Source organism: Streptococcus oralis (genome assembly GCF_001588645.1).
In the GTDB taxonomy this organism is placed as follows: domain Bacteria; phylum Bacillota; class Bacilli; order Lactobacillales; family Streptococcaceae; genus Streptococcus; species Streptococcus oralis_AB.
The window spans coordinates 1-22462 of sequence record NZ_LAYF01000008.1 but is presented as its reverse complement, the minus strand read 5'-3'; the positions used below and the strand labels follow the sequence as shown (position 1 = coordinate 22462).

The 22462-nt window shown below is 41.2% G+C and carries 24 protein-coding genes; 21 read left to right on the top strand and 3 right to left on the bottom strand.

Features of this window, described 5'->3' with window-relative positions; genetic code table 11:
• The 9 genes from A0739_RS07050 to A0739_RS07005 all read left to right on the top strand — a co-directional run bounded on the left by A0739_RS07050 (position 1) and on the right by A0739_RS07005 (position 9742).
• Positions 1-183: a hypothetical protein gene (locus A0739_RS07050; protein WP_061587517.1), complete on the top strand. Its 183-nt coding sequence runs from the start codon at positions 1-3 to the stop codon at positions 181-183.
• 214 nt (positions 184-397) lie between these two features.
• The gene (locus A0739_RS07040; RefSeq protein WP_061587516.1) at positions 398-631 is read left to right on the top strand and encodes a DUF1858 domain-containing protein; all 234 of its coding nucleotides are present in this window, start codon (positions 398-400) and stop codon (positions 629-631) included.
• Entirely contained in the window at positions 631-1965 is a 1335-nt protein-coding gene (locus A0739_RS07035) for a DUF438 domain-containing protein (RefSeq protein ID WP_061587515.1), read from the top strand. The genes A0739_RS07040 and A0739_RS07035 overlap by 1 nt, the downstream gene beginning before the upstream one ends.
• 9 nt (positions 1966-1974) lie before the next feature.
• Positions 1975-2229: a DUF1912 family protein gene (locus tag A0739_RS07030; RefSeq protein WP_000119707.1), complete on the top strand. Its 255-nt coding sequence runs from the start codon at positions 1975-1977 to the stop codon at positions 2227-2229.
• 97 nt (positions 2230-2326) lie between these two features.
• Complete coding sequence (locus A0739_RS07025; protein ID WP_061587514.1) at positions 2327-2722, top strand: helix-hairpin-helix domain-containing protein; 396 nt, start codon at positions 2327-2329, stop codon at positions 2720-2722.
• Positions 2723-3000: 278 nt separating this feature from the next.
• The gene (locus tag A0739_RS07020; RefSeq protein ID WP_061587513.1) at positions 3001-3561 is read left to right on the top strand and encodes a GNAT family N-acetyltransferase; all 561 of its coding nucleotides are present in this window, start codon (positions 3001-3003) and stop codon (positions 3559-3561) included.
• Positions 3561-4139, top strand: coding sequence for an AAA family ATPase (locus A0739_RS07015; RefSeq protein WP_061587512.1), 579 nt, complete (start codon positions 3561-3563; stop codon positions 4137-4139). Before A0739_RS07020 ends, A0739_RS07015 begins: the two co-directional genes overlap by 1 nt.
• Positions 4132-6783 carry a valine--tRNA ligase gene (locus A0739_RS07010; RefSeq protein ID WP_061587511.1) on the top strand — a complete coding sequence of 884 codons (2652 nt, stop codon included), beginning with the start codon at positions 4132-4134 and terminating at the stop codon, positions 6781-6783. Before A0739_RS07015 ends, A0739_RS07010 begins: the two co-directional genes overlap by 8 nt.
• 73 nt (positions 6784-6856) lie before the next feature.
• Positions 6857-9742: a DUF3427 domain-containing protein gene (locus A0739_RS07005; protein WP_061587510.1), complete on the top strand. Its 2886-nt coding sequence runs from the start codon at positions 6857-6859 to the stop codon at positions 9740-9742.
• A 23-nt stretch (positions 9743-9765) separates the two neighbouring features.
• Here the strand turns inward: A0739_RS07005 and A0739_RS07000 are convergent, their stop codons facing one another.
• Complete coding sequence (locus A0739_RS07000) at positions 9766-10158, bottom strand: (deoxy)nucleoside triphosphate pyrophosphohydrolase (protein ID WP_061587509.1); 393 nt, start codon at positions 10156-10158, stop codon at positions 9766-9768.
• Between the two features lie 204 nt (positions 10159-10362).
• Between A0739_RS07000 and rpoE the strand changes: the two genes are divergently transcribed.
• From rpoE to A0739_RS06940, 11 genes are all read left to right on the top strand, one after another.
• Positions 10363-10953: a DNA-directed RNA polymerase subunit delta gene (gene rpoE / locus A0739_RS06995; protein WP_000418420.1), complete on the top strand. Its 591-nt coding sequence runs from the start codon at positions 10363-10365 to the stop codon at positions 10951-10953.
• A 329-nt stretch (positions 10954-11282) separates the two neighbouring features.
• Entirely contained in the window at positions 11283-12890 is a 1608-nt protein-coding gene (locus A0739_RS06990; protein ID WP_061587508.1) for a CTP synthase, read from the top strand.
• A 118-nt stretch (positions 12891-13008) separates the two neighbouring features.
• Positions 13009-14082, top strand: a complete 1074-nt coding sequence (locus A0739_RS06985; protein ID WP_061587507.1) for an N-acetylmuramoyl-L-alanine amidase family protein — start codon at positions 13009-13011, stop codon at positions 14080-14082.
• A gap of 232 nt (positions 14083-14314) precedes the next feature.
• On the top strand, positions 14315-14614 hold the full coding sequence (locus tag A0739_RS06975; RefSeq protein ID WP_033583672.1) for a DUF4651 domain-containing protein: 300 nt from the start codon (positions 14315-14317) through the stop codon (positions 14612-14614).
• Entirely contained in the window at positions 14611-14928 is a 318-nt protein-coding gene (locus tag A0739_RS06970; protein ID WP_061587505.1) for a thioredoxin family protein, read from the top strand. Before A0739_RS06975 ends, A0739_RS06970 begins: the two co-directional genes overlap by 4 nt.
• Before the next feature lie 15 nt (positions 14929-14943).
• Positions 14944-15570 (top strand): YtpR family tRNA-binding protein, encoded by a 627-nt coding sequence (gene ytpR, locus A0739_RS06965; RefSeq protein ID WP_061587504.1) that lies wholly within the window; start codon positions 14944-14946, stop codon positions 15568-15570.
• 41 nt (positions 15571-15611) lie between these two features.
• Entirely contained in the window at positions 15612-16373 is a 762-nt protein-coding gene (locus A0739_RS06960; RefSeq protein WP_001107742.1) for an SDR family NAD(P)-dependent oxidoreductase, read from the top strand.
• Between the two features lie 77 nt (positions 16374-16450).
• The gene (locus A0739_RS06955) at positions 16451-16846 is read left to right on the top strand and encodes a single-stranded DNA-binding protein (protein WP_000282436.1); all 396 of its coding nucleotides are present in this window, start codon (positions 16451-16453) and stop codon (positions 16844-16846) included.
• Between the two features lie 156 nt (positions 16847-17002).
• Complete coding sequence (gene groES, locus A0739_RS06950; protein ID WP_000917328.1) at positions 17003-17287, top strand: co-chaperone GroES; 285 nt, start codon at positions 17003-17005, stop codon at positions 17285-17287.
• Between the two features lie 15 nt (positions 17288-17302).
• Positions 17303-18925, top strand: a complete 1623-nt coding sequence (groL, locus tag A0739_RS06945) for a chaperonin GroEL (RefSeq protein ID WP_000031557.1) — start codon at positions 17303-17305, stop codon at positions 18923-18925.
• Between the two features lie 124 nt (positions 18926-19049).
• A complete protein-coding gene (locus tag A0739_RS06940) occupies positions 19050-19817 on the top strand; it encodes an epoxyqueuosine reductase QueH (protein ID WP_000567567.1) in 768 nt (255 codons plus the stop codon).
• A 69-nt stretch (positions 19818-19886) separates the two neighbouring features.
• On the opposite strand, the gene ntdP is transcribed toward A0739_RS06940, so the two are convergent.
• Positions 19887-20420, bottom strand: a complete 534-nt coding sequence (gene ntdP / locus A0739_RS06935; RefSeq protein ID WP_000775318.1) for a nucleoside tri-diphosphate phosphatase — start codon at positions 20418-20420, stop codon at positions 19887-19889.
• A gap of 88 nt (positions 20421-20508) precedes the next feature.
• Positions 20509-21285 carry a recombination regulator RecX gene (recX, locus tag A0739_RS06930; protein WP_061587503.1) on the bottom strand — a complete coding sequence of 259 codons (777 nt, stop codon included), beginning with the start codon at positions 21283-21285 and terminating at the stop codon, positions 20509-20511.
• Between the two features lie 37 nt (positions 21286-21322).
• Between recX and rlmD the strand changes: the two genes are divergently transcribed.
• A partial coding sequence (rlmD, locus tag A0739_RS06925; RefSeq protein ID WP_061587502.1) for a 23S rRNA (uracil(1939)-C(5))-methyltransferase RlmD occupies positions 21323-22462 on the top strand: 1140 nt, incomplete at its 3' end.

The window sequence follows — 22462 nt, the reverse complement described above, 5'->3', positions numbered from 1 at the left end:
ATGGGATTCATTAAAATTCTAGCCAAGACTTACGGGAATTACTTTTTTGTGATGCAAAGCGTCAAAGTCCTGAAGAACATGAAAAAAGATGACAATGCTCTAGTAGGTTTCAGGAAAGTACTGCTTGCTGATAAGTTGATGGATGTAGCCCAGTGGCTCGCAAAACCAGATGATAAGGAATAACTTGAAATGAAAGAAACTAGCAGGAACTCCACTGCTAGTTTTTTAATCTCTTCCCATATGGTATAATATAAACAGTAAAATCATTTTATACTCTTCGAAAATCTCTTCAAACCACGTCAGCTTCACCTTGCCGTACTTAAGTACAGCCTGCGGCTAGCTTCCTAGTTTGCTCTTTGATTTTCATTGAGTATTAGAACATACAATGGAGGTCGTCATGGACAATATCATCGATATGTCAATACCCGTTGCAGAAGTGGTAGACAAGCACCCGGAAGTCTTGGAAATCCTAGTGGAGCTTGGTTTTAAACCACTTGCTAATCCCTTGATGCGCAACACAGTCGGTCGCAAAGTATCGCTTAAGCAGGGTTCTAAACTTGAAGGAACTCCTATGGACAAGATTGTCCGCACACTGGAAGCGAATGGTTACGAAGTGATTGGATTAGACTAATGGCAGATGAACGGATTCATATCCTACGGGATATTTTGTTAGAATTGCACAACGGCGCCTCTCCCGAGTCAGTTCAGGAGCGTTTTGATGCGACTTTTACGGGTGTTTCAGCCATTGAGATTTCCCTCATGGAGCACGAGCTGATGAACTCAGACTCAGGTGTCACCTTTGAAGATGTCATGGAACTCTGCGATGTCCATGCTAATCTTTTTAAAAATGCTGTTAAGGGCGTCGAAGTAGAGGATACTGAACACCCTGGCCACCCAGTTCGCGTCTTCAAGGATGAAAATCTGGCTCTCCGTGCAGCTTTGATTCGCATTCGGAGACTGTTAGATACCTATGAGTCTATGGAAGACGAGGAAATGCTGGCAGAGATGCGTAAAGGCTTGGTTCGTCAAATGGGGCTTTTGGGGCAATTTGATATCCACTACCAGCGCAAGGAAGAGCTCTTTTTTCCCATCATGGAGCGCTATGGTCACGATTCACCTCCTAAAGTCATGTGGGGGGTGGATGACCAGATTAGAGAACTCTTTCAGACAGCTCTAGCGACGGCTAAGGCACTACCAGAAGTGGCGATTTCCACTGTAAAGGAGGCCTTTGAAGCTTTTGCGACAGAGTTTGAAAGTATGATTTTCAAGGAAGAGTCCATCCTTCTCATGATTCTTCTTGAGTCGTTCACCCAGGATGACTGGATTCAGATTGCGGAGGAGAGCGATGCCTACGGCTATGCCATCATCCGTCCGTCTGAAAAATGGGTGCCAGAACGACAGAGTTTCGTTGAGGAAAAGAGTGCAGAGGAGCCCGTGCAGCTGGACACGGCTGAAGGTCAAGTTCAGCAAGTTATCGATACACCAGAAGGCCAGTTCACCATTACCTTTACCCCTAAGGAAAAGGAAGCAGTGCTGGACCGTCATAGTCAACAGGCTTTTGGCAATGGTTATCTCTCCGTCGAGCAGGCCAATCTCATCCTCAATCACCTCCCTATGGAGATCACTTTTGTCAATAAAGACGATATTTTTCAGTATTACAATGACAATACGCCAGCTGATGAGATGATTTTCAAACGGACGCCGTCCCAAGTCGGGCGCAATGTAGAACTCTGCCATCCGCCCAAATATCTAGAAAAGGTGAAGGCCGTTATGCAAGGTCTTCGTGAAGGGGTCAAGGACAAGTATGAAATGTGGTTCAAGTCAGATTCGCGAGGCAAGTTTGTCCACATTACCTATGCTGCGGTACACGATGAAAACGGGGAATTCCAAGGCGTGTTGGAGTATGTTCAGGATATCCAGCCCTACCGAGAGATTGATACGGACTTCTTCCGTGGATTAGAATAAGGAGAATCAATGAGTTACGAACAGGAATTTATGAAGGAATTTGAAGCTTGGGTCAATACCCAGATCATGATCAACGACATGGCGCACAAGGAAAGTCAAAAGGTCTACGAAGAAGACCAAGACGAACGTGCCAAAGATGCCATGATTCGCTACGAAAGTCGCTTGGATGCCTACCAGTTCTTGCTTGGTAAGTTCGAAAATTTCAAGGCAGGCAAGGGATTCCATGATTTGCCAGAAGGATTGTTTGGTGAGCGAAACTATTAAAATACAGATACTTTCTTGATTTTTTCCCAAAATCTTGATAGAATATCTTTATTAAATCCTTGTCAGAGCAGGGATTTTTTATTGAAAGGATTTTATCATGTCAAAGAAACTCCAACGTAAAAAACAATTGCGAAATAGCCTTCGTCGCTCAGGTGCATTTTCAAGTACGGTGACCAAGGTTGTCGAAGAGACTAAGAAAGTCGTGAAACATGCAGAAAAATCTGCCAGCCAAGCAGGAAAAGTTGTCTCTAAAAAAGTGGAACAAGCAGTAGAAGCGACCAAGGAACAAGCTCAAAAAGTGGCGAATTCATTAGAAGATTTCGCAGCTACTTTGGGTGGCCTCTCAGTAGATCGCGCTAAGACTTTCTATGATGAAGGCATCAAGTCAGCTTCTGACTTCAAAAACTGGACAGAAAAAGAACTCCTTGCCTTGAAAGGAATCGGCCCAGCTACCATCAAGAAATTAAAAGAGCACGGAATCAGCTTCAAGTAATTTTTCTTGTCCCTTGCATTTCCGTCAAAAACTTGCTACAATAGAGCCATTAGAGGTGTTTTGAGTCTCACATTTTACAGAAAGTGGCGGTGCTGAGAAGTCCACAAATGTGTCAAAACTGGTTGCTGATGGATGAAAAATGAAATAATATTGTCTTTTTATTATAAAGACGAGAGTTGCGGGCATCTGCCCGAAATTGGGTGGTACCGCGGATAAACACATTCGTCCCTGTCATGTAGATGGCAGGGGCGATTTTTTGTAGAAAGCGAGGGAGGAAGATGACAAGAGCTAAGTTACCAGAACGAATCGAGACCGAGCGTCTGGTCTTGCGAGTCCGTACAGTGGCGGATGCTGAGGATATCCATGCATACGCTAGTCTCCCAGAGGTCGCATATCCGGCAGCATTTCACCCCGTCAAGACCTTGGAAGATGAGATTTATTATCTAGAGCATATTCTGCCCGAGCGCAATGAAAAGAATAATCTCCCAGCGGGGTATGGAATTGTTCTCAAAGGGACTGATAAAGTCATCGGTTCTGTTGATTTCAACCATCGGCACGAAGACGATGTACTGGAGATTGGCTATATCTTACATCCAGACTATTGGGGCCAAGGTTATGTACCAGAAGCAGCGCGGACTTTGATTGATTTAGCTTTTAAAGAATTGGAGCTTCACAAGATTGAGCTGACTTGTTTTGGCTACAATGTCCAAAGTCAACGAGTTGCAGAGAAACTTGGCTTCACCCTCGAAGCTCGCATTCGAGACAGAAAGGATGTTCAAGGAAACCGCTGTGACAGTCTCATATATGGCTTGCTGAGGAGTGAGTGGGAGGTGGTTTGATGCACATTTTCATCATTGGGGCTCCGGCTTCTGGGAAAATGACGATTGGCCAAGAGTTATCTCGAAAGACAAATGCTACCCTCTTTTATAACCATCAAGCCATCGATTTTGCACTAGAAATCTATCAGGACTATACAGAGGAAATGTGGGAATTTGTTCGTGAAATTACCTTTTCTTTCCTTGGAGCAAGTGCTAGGAATCATAGGTCGATAATTTTAACAGACGTGATTGATTTTTCAAATGATTACCAGCTGATTTATTTGAAGCAAATTCAGGATTTGTTGGATGACTATCATCAAGAGATTCTGTTTGTTGAGTTGGAAACGACACTTGAGGAGCGCTTACATCGAAATCGAACGGAGAATCGATTAAAGCATAAACCATTAAAAAGACATATTGAGGTATCTGAAAGAGAAATTTTAGAGACAGCTGAAACACTTCAATTAAATTCCCAACATCAACCGAACGAGTTGTACCACTACCTTAAAATAAATAATACGAATCTGTCTGCAGAAGAAGTTGCAAAGCAGATTCAAGATAAAATGAAAACAATAGAGAAAGGACAAACACATGTCTAAAGAACTTTCACCTAAATACAATCCAGCCGAGGTTGAGGCTGGTCGTTACCAAAAATGGCTTGACGAAGATGTTTTCAAGCCTTCAGGTGATCAAAAGGCTAAGCCTTATTCTATCGTCATTCCACCACCAAACGTAACTGGTAAACTCCACCTTGGTCACGCTTGGGATACAACTTTGCAAGATATCATCATCCGTCAAAAACGCATGCAAGGTTTTGACACGCTTTGGCTTCCGGGTATGGACCACGCGGGTATTGCCACTCAAGCTAAGGTTGAGGAGCGCTTGCGTGGTGAGGGCATTACGCGCTATGACCTCGGTCGTGAGTCTTTCTTGACGAAAGTCTGGGAATGGAAAGACGAATATGCCACTACCATCAAGGAACAATGGGGAAAGATGGGTCTTTCTGTAGATTACTCTCGTGAGCGTTTCACCCTTGATGAAGGTTTGTCGAAAGCCGTTCGTAAAGTCTTTGTGGACCTTTACAAAAAAGGCTGGATCTACCGTGGTGAGTTCATCATCAACTGGGACCCAGCAGCTCGCACAGCCCTTTCTGATATCGAGGTGATTCACAAGGATGTCGAAGGTGCCTTCTACCACATGAACTACATGCTGGAAGACGGCTCACGCGCCCTTGAAGTTGCGACAACTCGTCCTGAGACCATGTTTGGGGACGTTGCCGTTGCGGTCAATCCAGAAGACCCACGCTACAAGGACTTGATTGGTAAAAACGTCATCCTTCCAATCGCTAATAAACTAATCCCAATCGTTGGGGATGAGCATGCAGATCCTGAGTTTGGTACTGGTGTTGTTAAAATCACACCTGCCCACGATCCAAACGACTTCTTGGTTGGTCAACGCCACAACTTGCCACAAGTCAATGTTATGAACGATGACGGAACTATGAATGACTTGGCTTTCGAATTTGCAGGCATGGATCGTTTTGAAGCTCGTAAGGCCGTCGTTGCTAAGTTGGAAGAAATCGGTGCCCTAGTTAAAATCGAAAAACGTGTCCACAGTGTTGGTCACTCAGAGCGTACAGGTGTTGTAGTTGAGCCACGCTTGTCTACGCAATGGTTCGTTAAGATGGACCAATTGGCTAAAAATGCCATTGCTAACCAAGATACTGATGATAAGGTAGAATTCTACCCACCTCGTTTCAATGATACCTTCCTCCAATGGATGGAAAATGTCCATGACTGGGTTATCTCTCGTCAGCTATGGTGGGGCCACCAAATCCCTGCTTGGTACAATGCTGAGGGTGAAATGTATGTCGGTGAAGAAGCTCCGGAAGGCGACGGTTGGACTCAGGACGAAGACGTCTTGGATACTTGGTTCAGCTCTGCCCTCTGGCCATTCTCAACCATGGGCTGGCCTGATGTTGACTCAGAAGACTTCAAACGTTACTTTCCAACTTCAACCTTGGTAACAGGTTATGACATCATCTTCTTCTGGGTATCTCGTATGATTTTCCAATCTTTGGAATTCACTGGCCGTCAGCCATTCCAAAACGTTCTTATCCACGGTCTTATCCGCGATGAGCAAGGACGCAAGATGTCTAAATCTCTCGGTAACGGGATTGACCCGATGGATGTCATCGAGAAATACGGTGCCGATGCCCTTCGTTGGTTCCTTTCAAACGGTTCTGCACCAGGGCAAGACGTGCGCTTCTCTTACGAGAAAATGGATGCGTCATGGAACTTCATTAACAAGATCTGGAACATCTCTCGCTACATCCTCATGAACAATGAAGGATTGACCCTTGAGCAAGCAACTGCTAATGTCGAAAAAGTTGCAAACAAGGAAGCTGGAAACGTCACTGACCGCTGGATTCTCCACAACCTCAATGAAACGATCGGAAAAGCTACTGCTAACTTTGATAAGTTTGAGTTTGGTGTTGCTGGACACATCCTCTACAACTTCATCTGGGATGAGTTTGCGGACTGGTACGTTGAGTTGACTAAGGAAGTCCTTTATAGCGACAACGAAGAAGAGAAAGTCATCACACGTTCTGTTCTCCTTTACACTTTGGACAAGATCCTTCGTCTCCTTCACCCAATCATGCCATTCGTGACAGAGGAAATCTTTGGACAAATCTCAGAAGGATCTATCGTCACAGCGGAATACCCAACTGTTAACCCAGCCTTTGAAGACCTTGCTGCCCACACTGGTGTAGAAAGTCTCAAAGACTTGATCCGTGCCGTACGTAATGCGCGTGCCGAAGTAAACGTTGCACCAAGCAAGCCTATCACCATCCTTGTCAAGACTAGCGATAGCGACTTGGAAGCCTTCTTTAACAGCAATGTCAACTACATCAAACGCTTCACAAATCCAGAACACTTGGAAATCGCATCAAACATCCCTGCACCTGAACTCGCAATGTCAAGCGTCATCACAGGAGCAGAAATCTACTTGCCACTCGCAGACCTCCTCAATGTCGAAGAAGAACTGGCTCGTCTCGACAAGGAACTGGCTAAATGGCAAAAAGAACTTGACATGGTTGGTAAGAAACTCTCTAACGAACGCTTCGTAGCCAATGCCAAACCAGAAGTCGTCCAAAAAGAACGCGACAAACAAGCCGATTACCAAGCGAAATACGACGCGACAGTCGCACGTATTGATGAGATGAAGAAGTTGGTGAAATAAATATAGAAACACGGTGATGAACCGTGTTTTTTGGTATAATAAAAATATTAAAACAGTAGAAAAGAGAAGGTCTATGCCAGAAGGCGTTACTTTATTTCAAGATACCTTAATCAAATCTTTAAAGTTTGGATTTGTTGATAATATTAAATTTCAAGAAGGAGGATACTCTCCTCAGATTTTAATCAATGATCCAGAATCAAAGCGTTATGTATTGAAGGATATTCAAGAAGAATTATCAAAATGCCAAGCCTTTTATATTTCTGTGGCATTTATTACTCAATCAGGAATCGCTCTGATAAAATCCCAATTATCAGATTTAATGGATAAAGGAATAAAAGGTAAAATTCTTATATCTCCTTATCTTGATTTCAATGATCCAGTTGCTATGAAAGAATTACTCAAGTTAAAAAATGTTGAAGTTCGACTCACTCCAGAGAGTATGCAGATGCATGCTAAGTTTTATCTTTTTGAGCATGAGGGTAAACAGGTTCTTATTTCTGGAAGTTCAAATTTAACTCATAATGCATTGAAAATCAATTACGAATGGAATATCAAATTGACTTCAACACACAACGGGGAGTTAATTCAAACTACTAAAAAAGAGTTTGAAAAAATTTGGGACAAGTCTGATATTTTAACACCAGAAAAGATTGTTTCTTACGCTAAAAAGCGTCAGAAAACAATTCGAGTTGAACAGATTCAAGAGGATGTAGTAGAAGAATATCAAGTATCAAGTGTTGAGCCTAACAAGATGCAAAAAGAAGCCTTGAGTGGTCTACAAGCTATTCGTGATTCAGGTAAAAAGAAAGCCTTAGTCATTAGTGCTACAGGGACAGGGAAAACATATTTATCAGCTTTTGATGTTCAACAATTTGAGCCCAAAAGAATGCTCTTTATCGTTCATAGAGAGCAAATTCTCCAAAAGTCTTTAAAGGATTTTCAAAAGATTTTGCAGTTCCCAGAATCCGAAGGGTTGATTTATCATTCTGGAGCTAACTTAACGAATAAGAAATATATTTTTGCTACGATTCAAACTTTGTCACGTGATTATCATTTGAATTTATTTTCAGAAGACTATTTTGACTATATTTTAATCGATGAAGTTCATAAAGCCGGAGCTGATTCATACAAAAAAGTGATGGCACATTTTCAGCCTGAATTCTTTTTAGGGATGACTGCAACACCCGAACGAACTGATGGGCAAAATATTTATGAACTATTTGATTATAATATTGCCTATGAAATTCGTCTACAGGATGCACTTGATAATGATATGCTTTGCCCATTTATTTATTTTGGGGTAAAGGATATTGAGATAGATGGACATCTAATCGATGAGAAGACAAATATATCAAACTTAACATCTAACGAACGAGTTAAACATATTCTGCAAAAGATTGATTTTTATGGAGTAAGTGGTGAAAAAGTAAAAGGATTGATATTCTGTTCCTCTAAGCAGGAAGCGTATGAATTAGCATCAAAATTGAGACAGAATGGGAAAGCTTGTAGGGCTTTAACAGGCGATGACAATATTGAAATACGAAATGAAGTTGTTACTCAACTTGAAAAAGGAGAACTAGACTACATTTTAACAGTGGATATTTTTAATGAAGGGATTGATATTCCTTCTGTCAACCAGGTAGTTATGTTAAGAAATACTCAGTCTAGTATCGTTTTTGTTCAACAATTAGGGCGTGGGCTTCGTAAACATGAGAGTAAAGAATATGTTACGATAATTGACTTTATTGGCAATTATAAAAATAACTATTTGATTCCAATTGCTTTATTTGGCGATAAATCAATGAATAAAGATAATTACCGAAGAGAGCTTAGAGAGCCCAATATCTTAAATGGTCTGACGACTATTAATTTTGAAGAAGTTGCTAAAGAACAAATCTTTAAGTCTATTACTAATACATCCTTGTCAAATATGAAATTATTACAGGAAGCATTTACAGACTTGGAAAATAAGTTGGGTCGTTCTCCTTTGCTGGTTGATTACTTAAACTATAACAGTATTGATCCCTTAGTTTTCTTTGAAAACAATCAGTTTAAAAATTACATTGATGTTTTAAATAAATTTTCTAAAAATAATATCGTATTATCTAAAAATGAAATTACGTGGTTAAATTTTTTGACTTTTGAGCTACTGAATGGTAAACGAAAACATGAATTAATTCTCTTAAGTCATTTATTGAGAGACGGCAGCATATCAAAAGAATATTTTGATTCTCTTTTGAGAGATGAAAACTTACCGAATGATGTGGATACTATTTCTTCGGTAGAATCTGTTCTGAAATTAACTTTTTTAAAAGCTCAAGAGATCAAAAAATTTGGAACCGACCCACTATTAATCTGTACTGATTCTATGTATATCTTGCAAGAGGAATTTGCCCAGCTAATAAAACGAGGTGAGTTTAGGAATGCTGTAGAAGATATTATTCAAGCAGGACTATTAAAGTCTTTGGAGTATCCAGATATATTTACGATCGGTCAGAAATATTCTCGACGTGATGTTGCAAAATTGCTTAATTGGGCAAAAGATGAACCTCCCTTAAATATTGGCGGATACAAAATTGATAAAGTAACGAATACTTGTCCAATTTTTATCACATATCATAAGAATGATGAAATCAATGATACCATTAAGTATGAGGATGAACTATTGAACGAAACAACCTTAAAATGGTTCTCTAAGAACAAGCGGACACTAGAATCTCCGGATGTTCAGACTATTCTAAATTCACCAACTAATGGTTTAGATTTAAAATTATTTATAATTAAGGACGATGCAGAAGGAGGAGATTTTTATTATCTAGGAAACTTAAATCTAATTCCTTCGTCAGTCGAAGAGATGGTACGTCCATTAGAAAAAGGCGATGAAAGTATTGTAAGCATGCAATTTAAACTTGATACTCCTGTTTCTAACACTCTCTATCGTTATATCACAAACAAATAAGAACATGGTTATAGTCCATGTTCTTATTTGTTTGTTAATAATTCTACTGCTGGTCGATCTACAGGGGCCCAGTTTAGAGTAGTTAGTTCATTTGGAGCTAACCAAGTCGAATTTTGGTGTTCAAGTAATTCAAGATTCCCTGATATTAGCTTTGCATGGTAGGTCTTCATGACTACGGTTCCAAAATCATAATCATATGAGGCTTCATTGATATAGGAAACTATCTCAATTTCAGAGTTTAATTCTTCTTTAATTTCACGGATTAGAGCTTGTTCAGGTGATTCTCCTAATTCTAATTTCCCACCTGGAAATTCCCAAAAACCTCCCAAACTTTTACCGTCAGGTCTTTGTGCACAGAATATTTTTCCATCTCGTTCTATAGCTGCTGCAACAACATTTATTATTTTTTTTGACATAAGCTACCTCCAAGTAATATTTTAACAAATATTTTTAAATTTACCATGTGTTAAAATCAATTGATTTTTACTTAATAAATCATAGATAAATCTATTTTAACCTTTGACTATTCCGCAAAATTATCGTACAATAAAGAGTACATGATAAAATGAGGTCAGAGTCTGTTCGCTCTGGCGATAGTAGTAAAAATGAGGAGAAACGCTTTGGAATTAGAAGTATTTGCTGGGCAAGAAAAAAGTGAACTATCTATGATTGAGGTAGCGCGTGCTATCTTGGAACTTCGTGGTCGCGATCATGAGATGCATTTTAGCGATCTTGTAAATGAAATTCAAAACTACCTTGGAACATCAAACAGCGATATCCGCGAAGCTTTGCCTTTGTTCTACACAGAGTTGAACTTTGATGGTAGCTTCATCTCACTTGGAGACAACAAATGGGGTCTTCGTTCATGGTATGGTGTGGATGAAATCGACGAAGAAATCATCGCTCTTGAAGAAAGTGACGACGATGAAGTAGCACCAAAAGCTAAGAAGCAGCGTGTCAATGCCTTCATGGATGGTGATTCAGATGCTATTGACTACAATGCAGATGATCCAGAAGACGAAGATGCATATGAAGCAGATCCAGCTCTTTCATACGATGATGAAAATCCTGATGATGAGAAAAATGAAGTGGAAGCTTATGATGCGGAAATCAACGAAATCGCCCCTGATGACTTGGGTGAAGACGTGGATCTCAACGAAGAAGACGACGAGTTTTCAGACGATGACGCTGAAACAAGTGAAGAAGAGTAAAATGCCTTTAAAAGGAGATCGCTGGATCTCCTTTTTTGTTGCTTGGGCAAAGTAGTTGAGTGATACATCCGTTTGGATGTGGATCTTTAGTTGGTTTTCTGAAAGCAATCTTCTTATTTTCAGGTTTTACCAATTCGGGTTGACAAATGTTCTGCTTTAAGGTATCATATTGTTCGGGCACCTCTTTTAGAGGTCGGGGCTCCCTAGTTACTAGGGAGCTATTTTTGTTTTTCAGGAAGTTTTCTTGAAAAGTCGTTATTCATAAGGGTCTTGTTTTCTATGTCCCCTCGTAGTTAACAAGACCTTGAGCATTTTAGAAAGAGGAATCTATGTCTACGAAATATATTTTTGTAACTGGTGGGGTGGTATCGTCTATTGGGAAAGGGATTGTCGCAGCAAGTCTAGGCCGTCTCTTGAAAAATCGTGGTCTTAAAGTAACCATTCAAAAGTTTGACCCTTATATCAATATTGATCCGGGAACCATGAGTCCTTACCAGCACGGAGAAGTTTTTGTGACAGATGATGGAGCTGAGACAGATTTGGACTTGGGTCACTATGAACGTTTCATCGATATCAATCTCAATAAATATTCCAACGTAACAACTGGTAAAATCTACAGTGAAGTTCTTCGTAAAGAACGCCGTGGCGAGTACCTTGGTGCAACTGTTCAAGTCATTCCTCATATCACAGATGCTTTGAAAGAAAAAATCAAGCGTGCTGCTGTAACGACTGACTCTGATGTCATTATCACAGAGGTTGGTGGAACTGTTGGGGATATCGAGTCCTTGCCATTCCTAGAGGCCCTTCGTCAGATGAAGGCAGATGTGGGTGCGGATAATGTCATGTACATTCATACAACCTTGCTTCCTTATCTCAAGGCTGCTGGTGAAATGAAGACCAAGCCAACTCAACACTCTGTAAAAGAATTGCGTGGATTGGGAATCCAGCCAAATATGTTGGTCATTCGTACAGAAAAACCAGCTGGTCAAGGAATTAAAAACAAACTAGCTCAGTTTTGTGACGTGGCTCCAGAAGCTGTTATCGAGTCTTTGGATGTCGAACACCTTTACCAAATTCCATTGAACTTGCAGGCGCAAGGCATGGACCAAATTGTCTGTGATCATTTGAAATTAGATGCACCAGCAGCGGATATGGCAGAATGGTCAGCTATGGTGGACAAAGTCATGAACCTGAAAAAACAAGTCAAGATTTCTCTCGTTGGTAAGTATGTGGAGTTGCAAGATGCCTACATCTCTGTGGTCGAAGCCTTGAAACACTCTGGTTATGCCAACGACGCAGAAGTGAAGATTAATTGGGTCAATGCCAATGATGTGACAGCAGAAAATGTGGCAGAGCTCTTGTCGGATGCGGACGGAATCATCGTACCAGGAGGTTTTGGCCAACGTGGTACGGAAGGGAAAATCCAAGCCATCCGTTATGCGCGTGAAAATGATGTTCCAATGTTGGGTGTCTGCTTAGGAATGCAGTTGACTTGTATCGAGTTTGCTCGTCACGTTTTGGGTCTTGAAGGTGCCAATTCTGCTGAACTTGCACCAGAAACAAAATATCCTATCATTGATATCATGCGTGATCAGGTTGATGTTGAAGATATGGGTGGAACCCTTCGTTTGGGACTTTACCCATCTAAGTTGAAACGTGGTTCTAAGGCAGCAGCTGCTTATCATAATCAAGAAGTGGTGCAACGTCGTCACCGTCACCGTTATGAGTTTAACAACGCCTTTCGTGAACAGTTTGAGGCAGCAGGTTTTGTCTTTTCAGGAGTTTCACCTGATAATCGTTTGGTCGAAATTGTGGAAATTCCTGAAAATAAATTCTTTGTGGCTTGTCAGTATCACCCTGAACTTTCCAGTCGTCCAAACCGTCCAGAAGAACTCTACACTGCCTTTGTTACTGCAGCAGTTGAGAATAGTAACTAGTTATCCTCTAATCTCTGAGAGCAATCTCAGAGGTTTCTTCTAGCATATTTAGGATAAGATTTGCAAAAAAAATAGATAGTGATATGATTAATATAATAATTCCTAAGGAGGATATACAATGAAAAAAATCACACTATTTTGTTTGTCTCTAGCAGGTTTAGCTTTACTGGCTTTCCCTCATTCAGGAAAAGCATTCGAATTGGAAGAAGAATGGGTTATTAAGGGTGGGGTTAAGTATCAAGATGGCAAAATTCTTCGATTTAATAATGGCCATGAAGTAGATATCAAAGTCTTGGATTTGCCAAAAACTGAGAAAATCGAGTGGATGGTCAGTCTCAATGGTCAAGATCAGACAGTCAATTTCCTAGGCCAAGAAAAGGACAAGTCTATGGTCGGTACAGAGGGGCGTTACCTGAATTTCTACGTACCTTATGGCTATAGAGGAGATATCAAGGTCGAGGCCAAGAGTGGAAATGAAGTAAAGACCTGGTCCACTAAAGTGGTAGATGATGTATATAATGGTGAGAAAAGTGGCTACTACCGTATTGAAGAATCAAAAGACCATTACACCTACCTTGATACAAAATGGGACTATCAAACCAAGACCTACACTGCTACCTTACCAGAGACTATCAATGGTCAAAAAGTTTATGCTTGGAAAGACCATGACAATGGTGAGTTAAAACTTACAAAACTAGAATCTATCAGTCATTCCTACAAGGGGGGAGGAGCCTTCCGAGAACTTTATCCGATTGTAAAAGCAGAAAGCTGGCTAAAATCAGACCAAAATTGGTACTATCAAAAACAAGGCCAACTAGTTCAAAATGCTTGGGTTAAAGACAATGGAACTTGGTACTTTATGAATGATAAAGGGATTATGTTTAATCAAACTTGGCTCTATCAAGGTGGCAACTGGTATGCCTTTAAATCATCAGGAGCTATGATTGCTAATGATTGGCTTTACGACCAAGGCAAGTGGTACTATTTATCAACTTCAGGCTCTATGAAAGCAAGCACTTGGATTTTTGACAAGGGAGAGTGGTATTATGTCACTTCTTCTGGCGATATGGTTGAGAGTGATTGGGTTAAGGATCAGGACAAGTGGTACTATCTGGATTCCTCAGGTAAGATGCTTCGCAATACCTACACACCTGATGGCTATTATGTTGGCAACTCAGGCGCTTGGCAATAAGAATAATACCCTTCGAAAATCTCTTCAAACCACGTCAGCATCGGCTTACCGTAGGTATAGTTACTGACTTCGTCAGTTCTATCCACAACCTCAAAACACTGTTTTGAGCAACCTGCGGCTAGTTTCCTAGTTTGCTCTTTGAGTATAAGAAGTCCTTTTCTTTTAAGAAAGGGGCTTTTTACTTGCTTTTCTGTGGCTTCCCTATTTGTCCTAAAGCCCTTTTTGTGTTACAATGAATGGTATGAAAGCTAAGAAATTATGGATGACTGGCTTGACTGTGGCTGGTCTAAGTGCCCTTGCTTTAGGGGCTAAAAAAGCAGCAGATAACCACAAACTGATGAAGACGCAAGAAGAGTTGACCGCTATCGTGCGCGAACTTTTCTCAGATATGGGTGAGATTGCGACTCTCTATGTTCAAGTCTACGAAAGTAGCCTAGAGCGACTCGTCGGAGGAGTCGTTTTCGAGGATGGCCGTCACTATACCTTTGTCTATGAAAATGAAGACCTAGTCTATGAGGAGGAAGTCTTATGATTACTCCCGATAGTATAGAAGAACTAGCAGGTTTTGTCGAGCAAGATGGCAAGAAGGTTTTCCTTTTTGTGGCGGACTGGTGTGGCGATTGTCGTTATATCTATCCATCCTTGCCAGAGATTGAGGAGACTAATCCAGAGTTCACCTTTATTCGAGTGGACCGAGACCAGTACATGGATCTGGCCAAACTCTGGGATGTGTACGGCATTCCTAGCCTTGTTGTGCTAGAAAAGGACAAGGAAATCGGCCGTTTTGTCAACCGTGACCGTAAAAGTAAGGAACAAATTAATGACTTTTTAGCAGGACTGAAATAGGAGAAAATGGAAATAATGATTTTTACATATAACAAAGAGCATGTCGGCGATGTCCTTATGATCATCGTGAAAAACAGCGGAGATGCCAAACTAGACGTGGAGCGCAAAGGCAAGGTTGCCCGTGTCTTCCTCAAAGAAAATGGAGAAACAGTAGCTTGGAATATTTTCGAAGTTTCAAGTTTGTTTGCAATTGCAGAGCGCGGTCAAGTCTTTTTAACAGATGAGCAAGTCGCTCGTTTAAACCAAGAGTTGCAGGTGGAAGGTTTTACAGAAGAAATTGTCAATGACAAGGAACCTAAGTTCGTAGTCGGTGAAATTGTCGAGATGGTAGCCCATCCTGATAGTGACCACCTCAACATCTGTCAAGTGGCCGTCGCAAGTGACAAGACAGTGCAAATCGTGGCAGGAGCACCCAATGCGCGTGTTGGGTTGAAAACCATTGTAGCTCTTCCTGGAGCGATGATGCCCAAAGGCAATCTCATTTTCCCAGGCGAACTTCGTGGTGAAAAGAGTTTTGGCATGATGTGCAGCCCTCGTGAATTGCATTTGCCAAATGCTCCGCAAAAACGTGGGGTTATTGAATTATCAGAAGACCAAGTTGTCGGAACTCCATTTGACCCAGTCAAACACTGGACTGCCTAGGAAATTGTCGGTATTTGATAGATCAGATAGAGGGGGATAAGATGGCGAAAAATGTAGTGATTACAGGAGCGACCTCAGGAATCGGTGAAGCGATTGCGCGTGCTTATCTGGAGCAGGGGGCGAATGTCGTTCTAACAGGGCGACGGACAGACAGACTAGAGACCCTCAAGTCAGAGTTTGCAGAAACGTTTCCAAATCAAACAGTTTGGACTTTTCCTCTGGATGTGACGGATATGACCATGGTCAAGACTGTTTGTTCCGATATTCTAGAAACGATAGGGCAGATTGATATCTTGGTCAATAACGCTGGACTAGCTCTTGGCTTGGCTCCCTATCAAGACTATGAAGAGTTGGATATGCTGACCATGTTAGATACCAATGTCAAGGGGTTGATGGCAGTCACTCGCTGTTTCTTGCCTTCTATGGTAGCAGCCAATCAAGGTCATATTATCAATATGGGATCGACCGCAGGAATCTATGCCTATGCTGGGGCAGCGGTTTACTCAGCCACCAAGGCTGCAGTCAAGACTTTTTCAGATGGACTGCGAATTGATACGATCACAACGGACATCAAGGTGACCACCATTCAACCAGGGATTGTCGAAACAGATTTCTCTACAGTTCGTTTTCATGGTGATAAAGAGCGTGCTGCCACCGTCTATCAGGGAATTGAGGCCTTGCAAGCTCAGGATATTGCAGATACAGTGATCTATGTGACCAGTCAGCCTCGTCGTGTGCAGATTACAGATATGACCATTATGGCCAATCAACAGGCAACAGGTTTCATGGTTCATAAAAAATAAAAAATTTTCTCGAAAAGTTACAAATTTCTGTAACTTTTTTTGATTCCTTGCGAATAGATAAGTAGGAGGAAGAAAATATGTATAATAAAGTTATTCTTATTGGACGTTTAACGTCTACACCAGAATTGCACAAAACCAACAATGACAAGTCAGTAGCGCGTGCAACTATCGCTGTGAACCGTCGTTACAAAGACCAAAACGGGGAACGTGAAGCTGACTTTGTCAATCTTGTTCTTTGGGGGAAATTGGCTGAAACCTTGGCAAGCTACGCAACTAAAGGTAGTCTTATCTCTGTGGATGGAGAACTTCGTACCCGTCGCTTTGAGAAAAATGGCCAGATGAACTACGTGACTGAAGTTCTTGCCACAGGATTCCAACTTTTAGAAAGCCGTGCCCAACGTGCCATGCGTGAAAATAACGCAGGACAGGATTTGGCAGATTTGGTCTTGGAAGAGGAAGAATTGCCATTTTAAACATTGAAAAGTCTGAGTTGGTCTCAGGCTTTTTTATATTGAGAAAGTCAGACTTTTTTCTTGACTATTTCTGACCAAGTGATACAATAGAACTATGAATTAGCACTCAGATACAAAGAGTGCTAATAATATGTAGTTCATCATGGAGGAAAACAGATGTTGAAACCATTAGGAGACCGTGTGGTCTTGAAAATCGAAGAAAAAGAACAAACTGTTGGAGGCTTTGTCCTTGCAGGCTCAGCCCAAGAAAAAACAAAAACAGCCCAAGTTGTAGCTACTGGACAAGGTGTTCGTACCTTGAACGGTGACTTGGTTGCTCCAAGCGTGAAGCCTGGAGACCGTGTCTTAGTTGAAGCTCATGCAGGTCTTGATGTCAAAGATGGAGATGAAAAGTACATCATCGTTGGCGAAGCTAACATTTTGGCTATCATTGAAGAATAGAAGGAGAAAGTAAGTATGTCAAAAGAAATTAAATTTTCATCTGATGCTCGTTCAGCTATGGTTCGTGGTGTCGATATCCTTGCAGACACTGTTAAAGTAACCTTAGGACCAAAAGGTCGTAATGTTGTGTTGGAAAAATCATTTGGCTCACCTTTGATTACCAATGACGGTGTGACCATTGCCAAAGAAATCGAGTTGGAAGACCATTTTGAAAATATGGGTGCCAAATTGGTATCAGAAGTAGCTTCAAAAACAAATGATATCGCAGGTGACGGGACAACTACTGCAACTGTTTTGACCCAAGCGATCGTCCGCGAAGGAATCAAAAACGTCACTGCAGGTGCCAACCCAATCGGCATTCGTCGTGGGATTGAAGCAGCGGTTGCCGCAGCAGTAGAAGCTTTGAAAAACAATGCCATTCCAGTTGCTAATAAAGAAGCCATCGCTCAAGTTGCTGCCGTATCTTCTCGTTCTGAAAAAGTCGGCGAATACATCTCTGAAGCTATGGAAAAAGTTGGCAAAGATGGTGTCATCACTATTGAAGAATCACGTGGTATGGAAACAGAGCTTGAAGTCGTTGAAGGAATGCAGTTTGACCGCGGTTATCTATCACAGTACATGGTGACGGATAGCGAAAAAATGGTGGCTGATCTTGAAAATCCATACATTTTGATTACTGACAAGAAGATTTCCAATATCCAAGAAATCTTGCCGCTTCTAGAAAGTATTCTTCAAAGCAATCGTCCACTCTTGATTATTGCGGATGATGTAGATGGCGAAGCTCTTCCAACTCTTGTATTGAACAAGATTCGTGGAACCTTCAACGTAGTAGCAGTTAAGGCACCTGGCTTCGGTGACCGTCGCAAAGCGATGCTTGAAGATATCGCTATCTTGACAGGTGGAACAGTCATCACAGAGGATCTTGGTCTTGAGTTGAAAGACGCTACTATTGAGGCGCTTGGTCAAGCAGCGAGAGTAACTGTGGACAAAGATAGCACTGTTATCGTAGAAGGTGCTGGAAATCCTGAAGCTATTTCCCACCGTGTTGCGGTTATCAAGTCTCAAATCGAAACCACAACTTCTGAATTCGACCGTGAAAAACTCCAAGAACGATTGGCTAAATTGTCAGGTGGTGTCGCAGTCATCAAGGTCGGAGCTGCAACTGAAACTGAGTTGAAAGAAATGAAACTCCGCATCGAAGATGCCCTCAACGCTACTCGTGCAGCAGTTGAAGAAGGCATCGTTGCAGGTGGTGGAACTGCTCTTGCCAATGTCATTCCAGCCGTAGCTGATTTGGAATTGACAGGAGATGAAGCGACAGGACGCAACATTGTTCTCCGCGCCTTGGAAGAACCTGTTCGTCAAATCGCCCACAATGCAGGATTTGAAGGATCTATTGTCATCGATCGTTTGAAAAATGCGGAAGTTGGTACAGGTTTCAACGCAGCGACTGGCGAGTGGGTCAACATGATTGAAGAGGGAATCATTGACCCAGTTAAAGTGAGCCGTTCTGCCCTTCAAAATGCAGCCTCTGTAGCTAGCTTGATTTTAACAACAGAAGCAGTCGTAGCCAATAAACCAGAACCAGTAGCCCCAGCTCCAGCAATGGATCCAAGCATGATGGGCGGGATGATGTAAAAGCAACTTATAAAAAACACAAAAGGAGGGAACATAATCCCTCCTTTTAAGGTTTTCTCTTCTAAAATTGATTTGAGCTCTCCTAACTTATATGATAAAATAAAACTAGAAAAAGGAGAAGAACATGATCGATGTAGAAGAAATTCTGAGCAAGATGAATCCCAATCAGAAGATTAATTATGACCGTGTTATGCAGAAAATGGTACAGGTTTGGGAGAAAAATGAGCAACGTCCAACTATTCTCATGCATGTTTGCTGTGCTCCTTGTAGTACCTACACCCTAGAATACCTGACAAAATACGCTGATGTGACTATCTATTTTGCCAATTCCAATATCCATCCTAAGGCAGAATACCACAAGCGGGCTTACGTCACCAAGAAATTTGTCAGTGATTTCAATGAGCGAACAGGAAATACGGTCCAGTATTTAGAAGCTCCATATGAACCCAATGAATACCGGAAGTTAGTTAGAGGACTGGAAGAAGAACCAGAAGGTGGAGACCGTTGCAAGGTTTGTTTTGACTACCGTCTGGACAAAACAGCACAGGTAGCTATGGACTTGGGCTTTGACTACTTTGGTTCAGCCTTGACCATCAGTCCCCATAAGAATTCTCAAACCATCAACAGCATCGGAATCGATGTGCAAAAGATTTATACCACCCACTATCTTCCAAGTGATTTCAAGAAAAATCAAGGCTACAAACGTTCAGTGGAGATGTGTGAGGAGTATGATATCTATCGTCAATGCTATTGTGGATGCGTCTATGCAGCTCAAGCCCAGAACATTGATCTTGTTCAGGTTAAGAAGGATGCCACGGCTTTCCTGTTAGATAAGGATGTTGAAAAAGATTATTCCCATATCAAGTTTACTGTCACTAAATTAGATATATAGCAATTAACCCAGCTGTAAAGCTGGGTTTTTCAAATAAAAAACCAGGGCTCTCACCCCGGTTTGACAACTTTACCGATTCTTTAGTTCTATGTAGCGTTTGTACCAAATGTTGACATAGGCCTCTGAGAAAGGACCGCGTCCATTGTTAATCCAATCAACAAGGATTTTAACATGCTCTTTCAAAATATAGTCTAAATCATCAGAATACTTCATTTTGCGTTTATGGCGCTCATATTCTTCAACGTCCAAGAGACGCTTTTCACCATCAGTGAAAACCTTGACATCCAAATCATAATCAATGTATTTCAGGGCTTCCTCATCTAGATAGTAGGGGCTGGCCATATTGCAATAGTAGGAAATCCCATTATCACGAATCATGGCAATGATATTAAACCAATATTTTTTGTGAAAGTAAACAATAGCCGGTTCTCGAGTCACCCAACGACGACCGTCACTTTCGGTAACAAGTGTGTGGTCGTTGACGCCGATAATAGCGTTCTCTGTTGTTTTTAGTACCATGGTGTCTCGCCAAGTACGGTGAAGACTCCCATCATGCTTATAACTTTGAATTGTAATAAAGTCGCCTTCTTTTGGAAGTTTCATAACTAACCAACTTTCTACAATTTATAAGTTTATCGTTTACTATTATATCATAAATCGGTCTAATTTTTTTAAATTTTACACGAAAATATTAAAGATATTCTCTGAGAGCGCTGGCTATATCCGAAAAATTATAGCCTTTTCGAGCTAAAACTTGGGTTAAACGCTGTTTAAGTTCGTATCCTGCATACTTTCGAGCATACTTAGCATATTGTTTGTCTAGCTCTTTAAAAATGAGTTCTTGAGTCGTTTCTTGGTCGACTTGACCGTCCAAGTCGTCAAAGGCACTCTTAGCATCAGAATAGGAGAAGCCTTTGTTCGTCAAGCTTTGAATGATCTTATCCTGCAAGGCACGAGCGGGAAGCTTTCCCGTGTATTTTTTTAGCAGTTTCTCCGCCACACGTTGAGCAACCTCTGAAAAATCAAAATCCTTTAAAACCTCTTCAATAGTTGATTTGACAATCCCTTTTTGAGATAGTTTTTGAGCTAGCACATAAGGTCCCTTATCTCCAGAAAGTTGATTGGCATTGATGATAGAGTAGGCATACTGACGATCATTAATCCAGTTATCCTCTTTAAGGTTAGCGATAACTTGACTAATGATTGTTTCATCAATATCATACTTTTTCAGATACTCTCTCACTTCCTTTTCGGTTCGAACTTTAAATGATAGATGGTAGAGGGCGAGATTCTTACCATAAGAAAACTGAGCAAAGTCCTGAATCTCGGTAAGTTCCTCTTTACTAATGACCTTATCTCGAGATAGCATAAAACGGACAATGGTATCCTCTGTGATATAAGAGGTTTCTTGATTATCTAGCTCCATTAAGTAGAGGCGTTTTTTCTTTTCAAGTTTTGTGATTTTCATAGTTCTATTATACCCTAAAATGTGATAAGATAGGGGTATGAATCTGAAAGTCAAACAAAAAATACCTTTAAAAATCAAGCGGATGGGTATCAATGGTGAGGGAATCGGTTTCTACCAGAAAACCCTCGTTTTTGTACCTGGAGCCCTCAAAGGAGAAGACATCTATTGTCAAATTACTTCTATTAAACGCAACTTTGTTGAAGCAAAATTACTAAAGGTTAATAAGAAGTCTAAATTTCGGGTCGTGCCGGCTTGTACGATTTATAATGAATGTGGTGGTTGCCAAATCATGCACCTCCACTACGATAAACAGTTAGAGTTTAAAACGGATTTACTCCACCAAGCCCTGAAAAAATTTGCTCCTGCAGGATATGAAAACTATGAAATCCGTCCAACTATCGGAATGCAGGAACCAAAGTACTACCGTGCTAAGCTTCAATTCCAGACTCGAAAATTTAAAAATCAGGTCAAGGCAGGTTTGTATGCGCAAAACTCTCATTACCTCGTAGAGTTGAAAGACTGTTTGGTGCAAGATAAGGAAACCCAAGTAATAGCGAATCGCCTAGCTGAACTTCTTACTTACCACCAAATTCCAATTACAGATGAGAGAAAAATACTAGGCGTTCGCACCATCATGGTACGAAGAGCAAGAAAAACGGGGCAAGTTCAGATTATTGTTGTCACGAATCGCCAGCTTAATTTAAATCAACTGGTCAAAGACTTAGTCAATGATTTTCCAGAAGTTGTCACGGTTGCGGTCAATACAAATACAGCAAAAACAAGTGAAATCTATGGTGAAAAGACGGAAATTATCTGGGGTCAAGAGAGTATTCAAGAAGGAGTACTGGACTATGAGTTTTCTCTCTCGCCCCGTGCTTTTTATCAGCTTAATCCTGAGCAGACAGAAATTCTCTATAGTGAAGCAATTAAGGCTCTGGATGTCAGCAAAGAAGACCATCTAATCGATGCTTATTGTGGTGTTGGTACGATTGGATTTGCCTTCGCAAAGAAGGTCAAGAGTCTCAGAGGAATGGATATTATTCCAGAAGCCATTGAAGATGCCAAGCGAAATGCTCAAAAAATGGGGTTTGACAATACCCATTACGAAGCGGGAACAGCAGAAGAGATTATTCCACGCTGGTATCAAGATGGCTACCGAGCGGATGCATTGATAGTT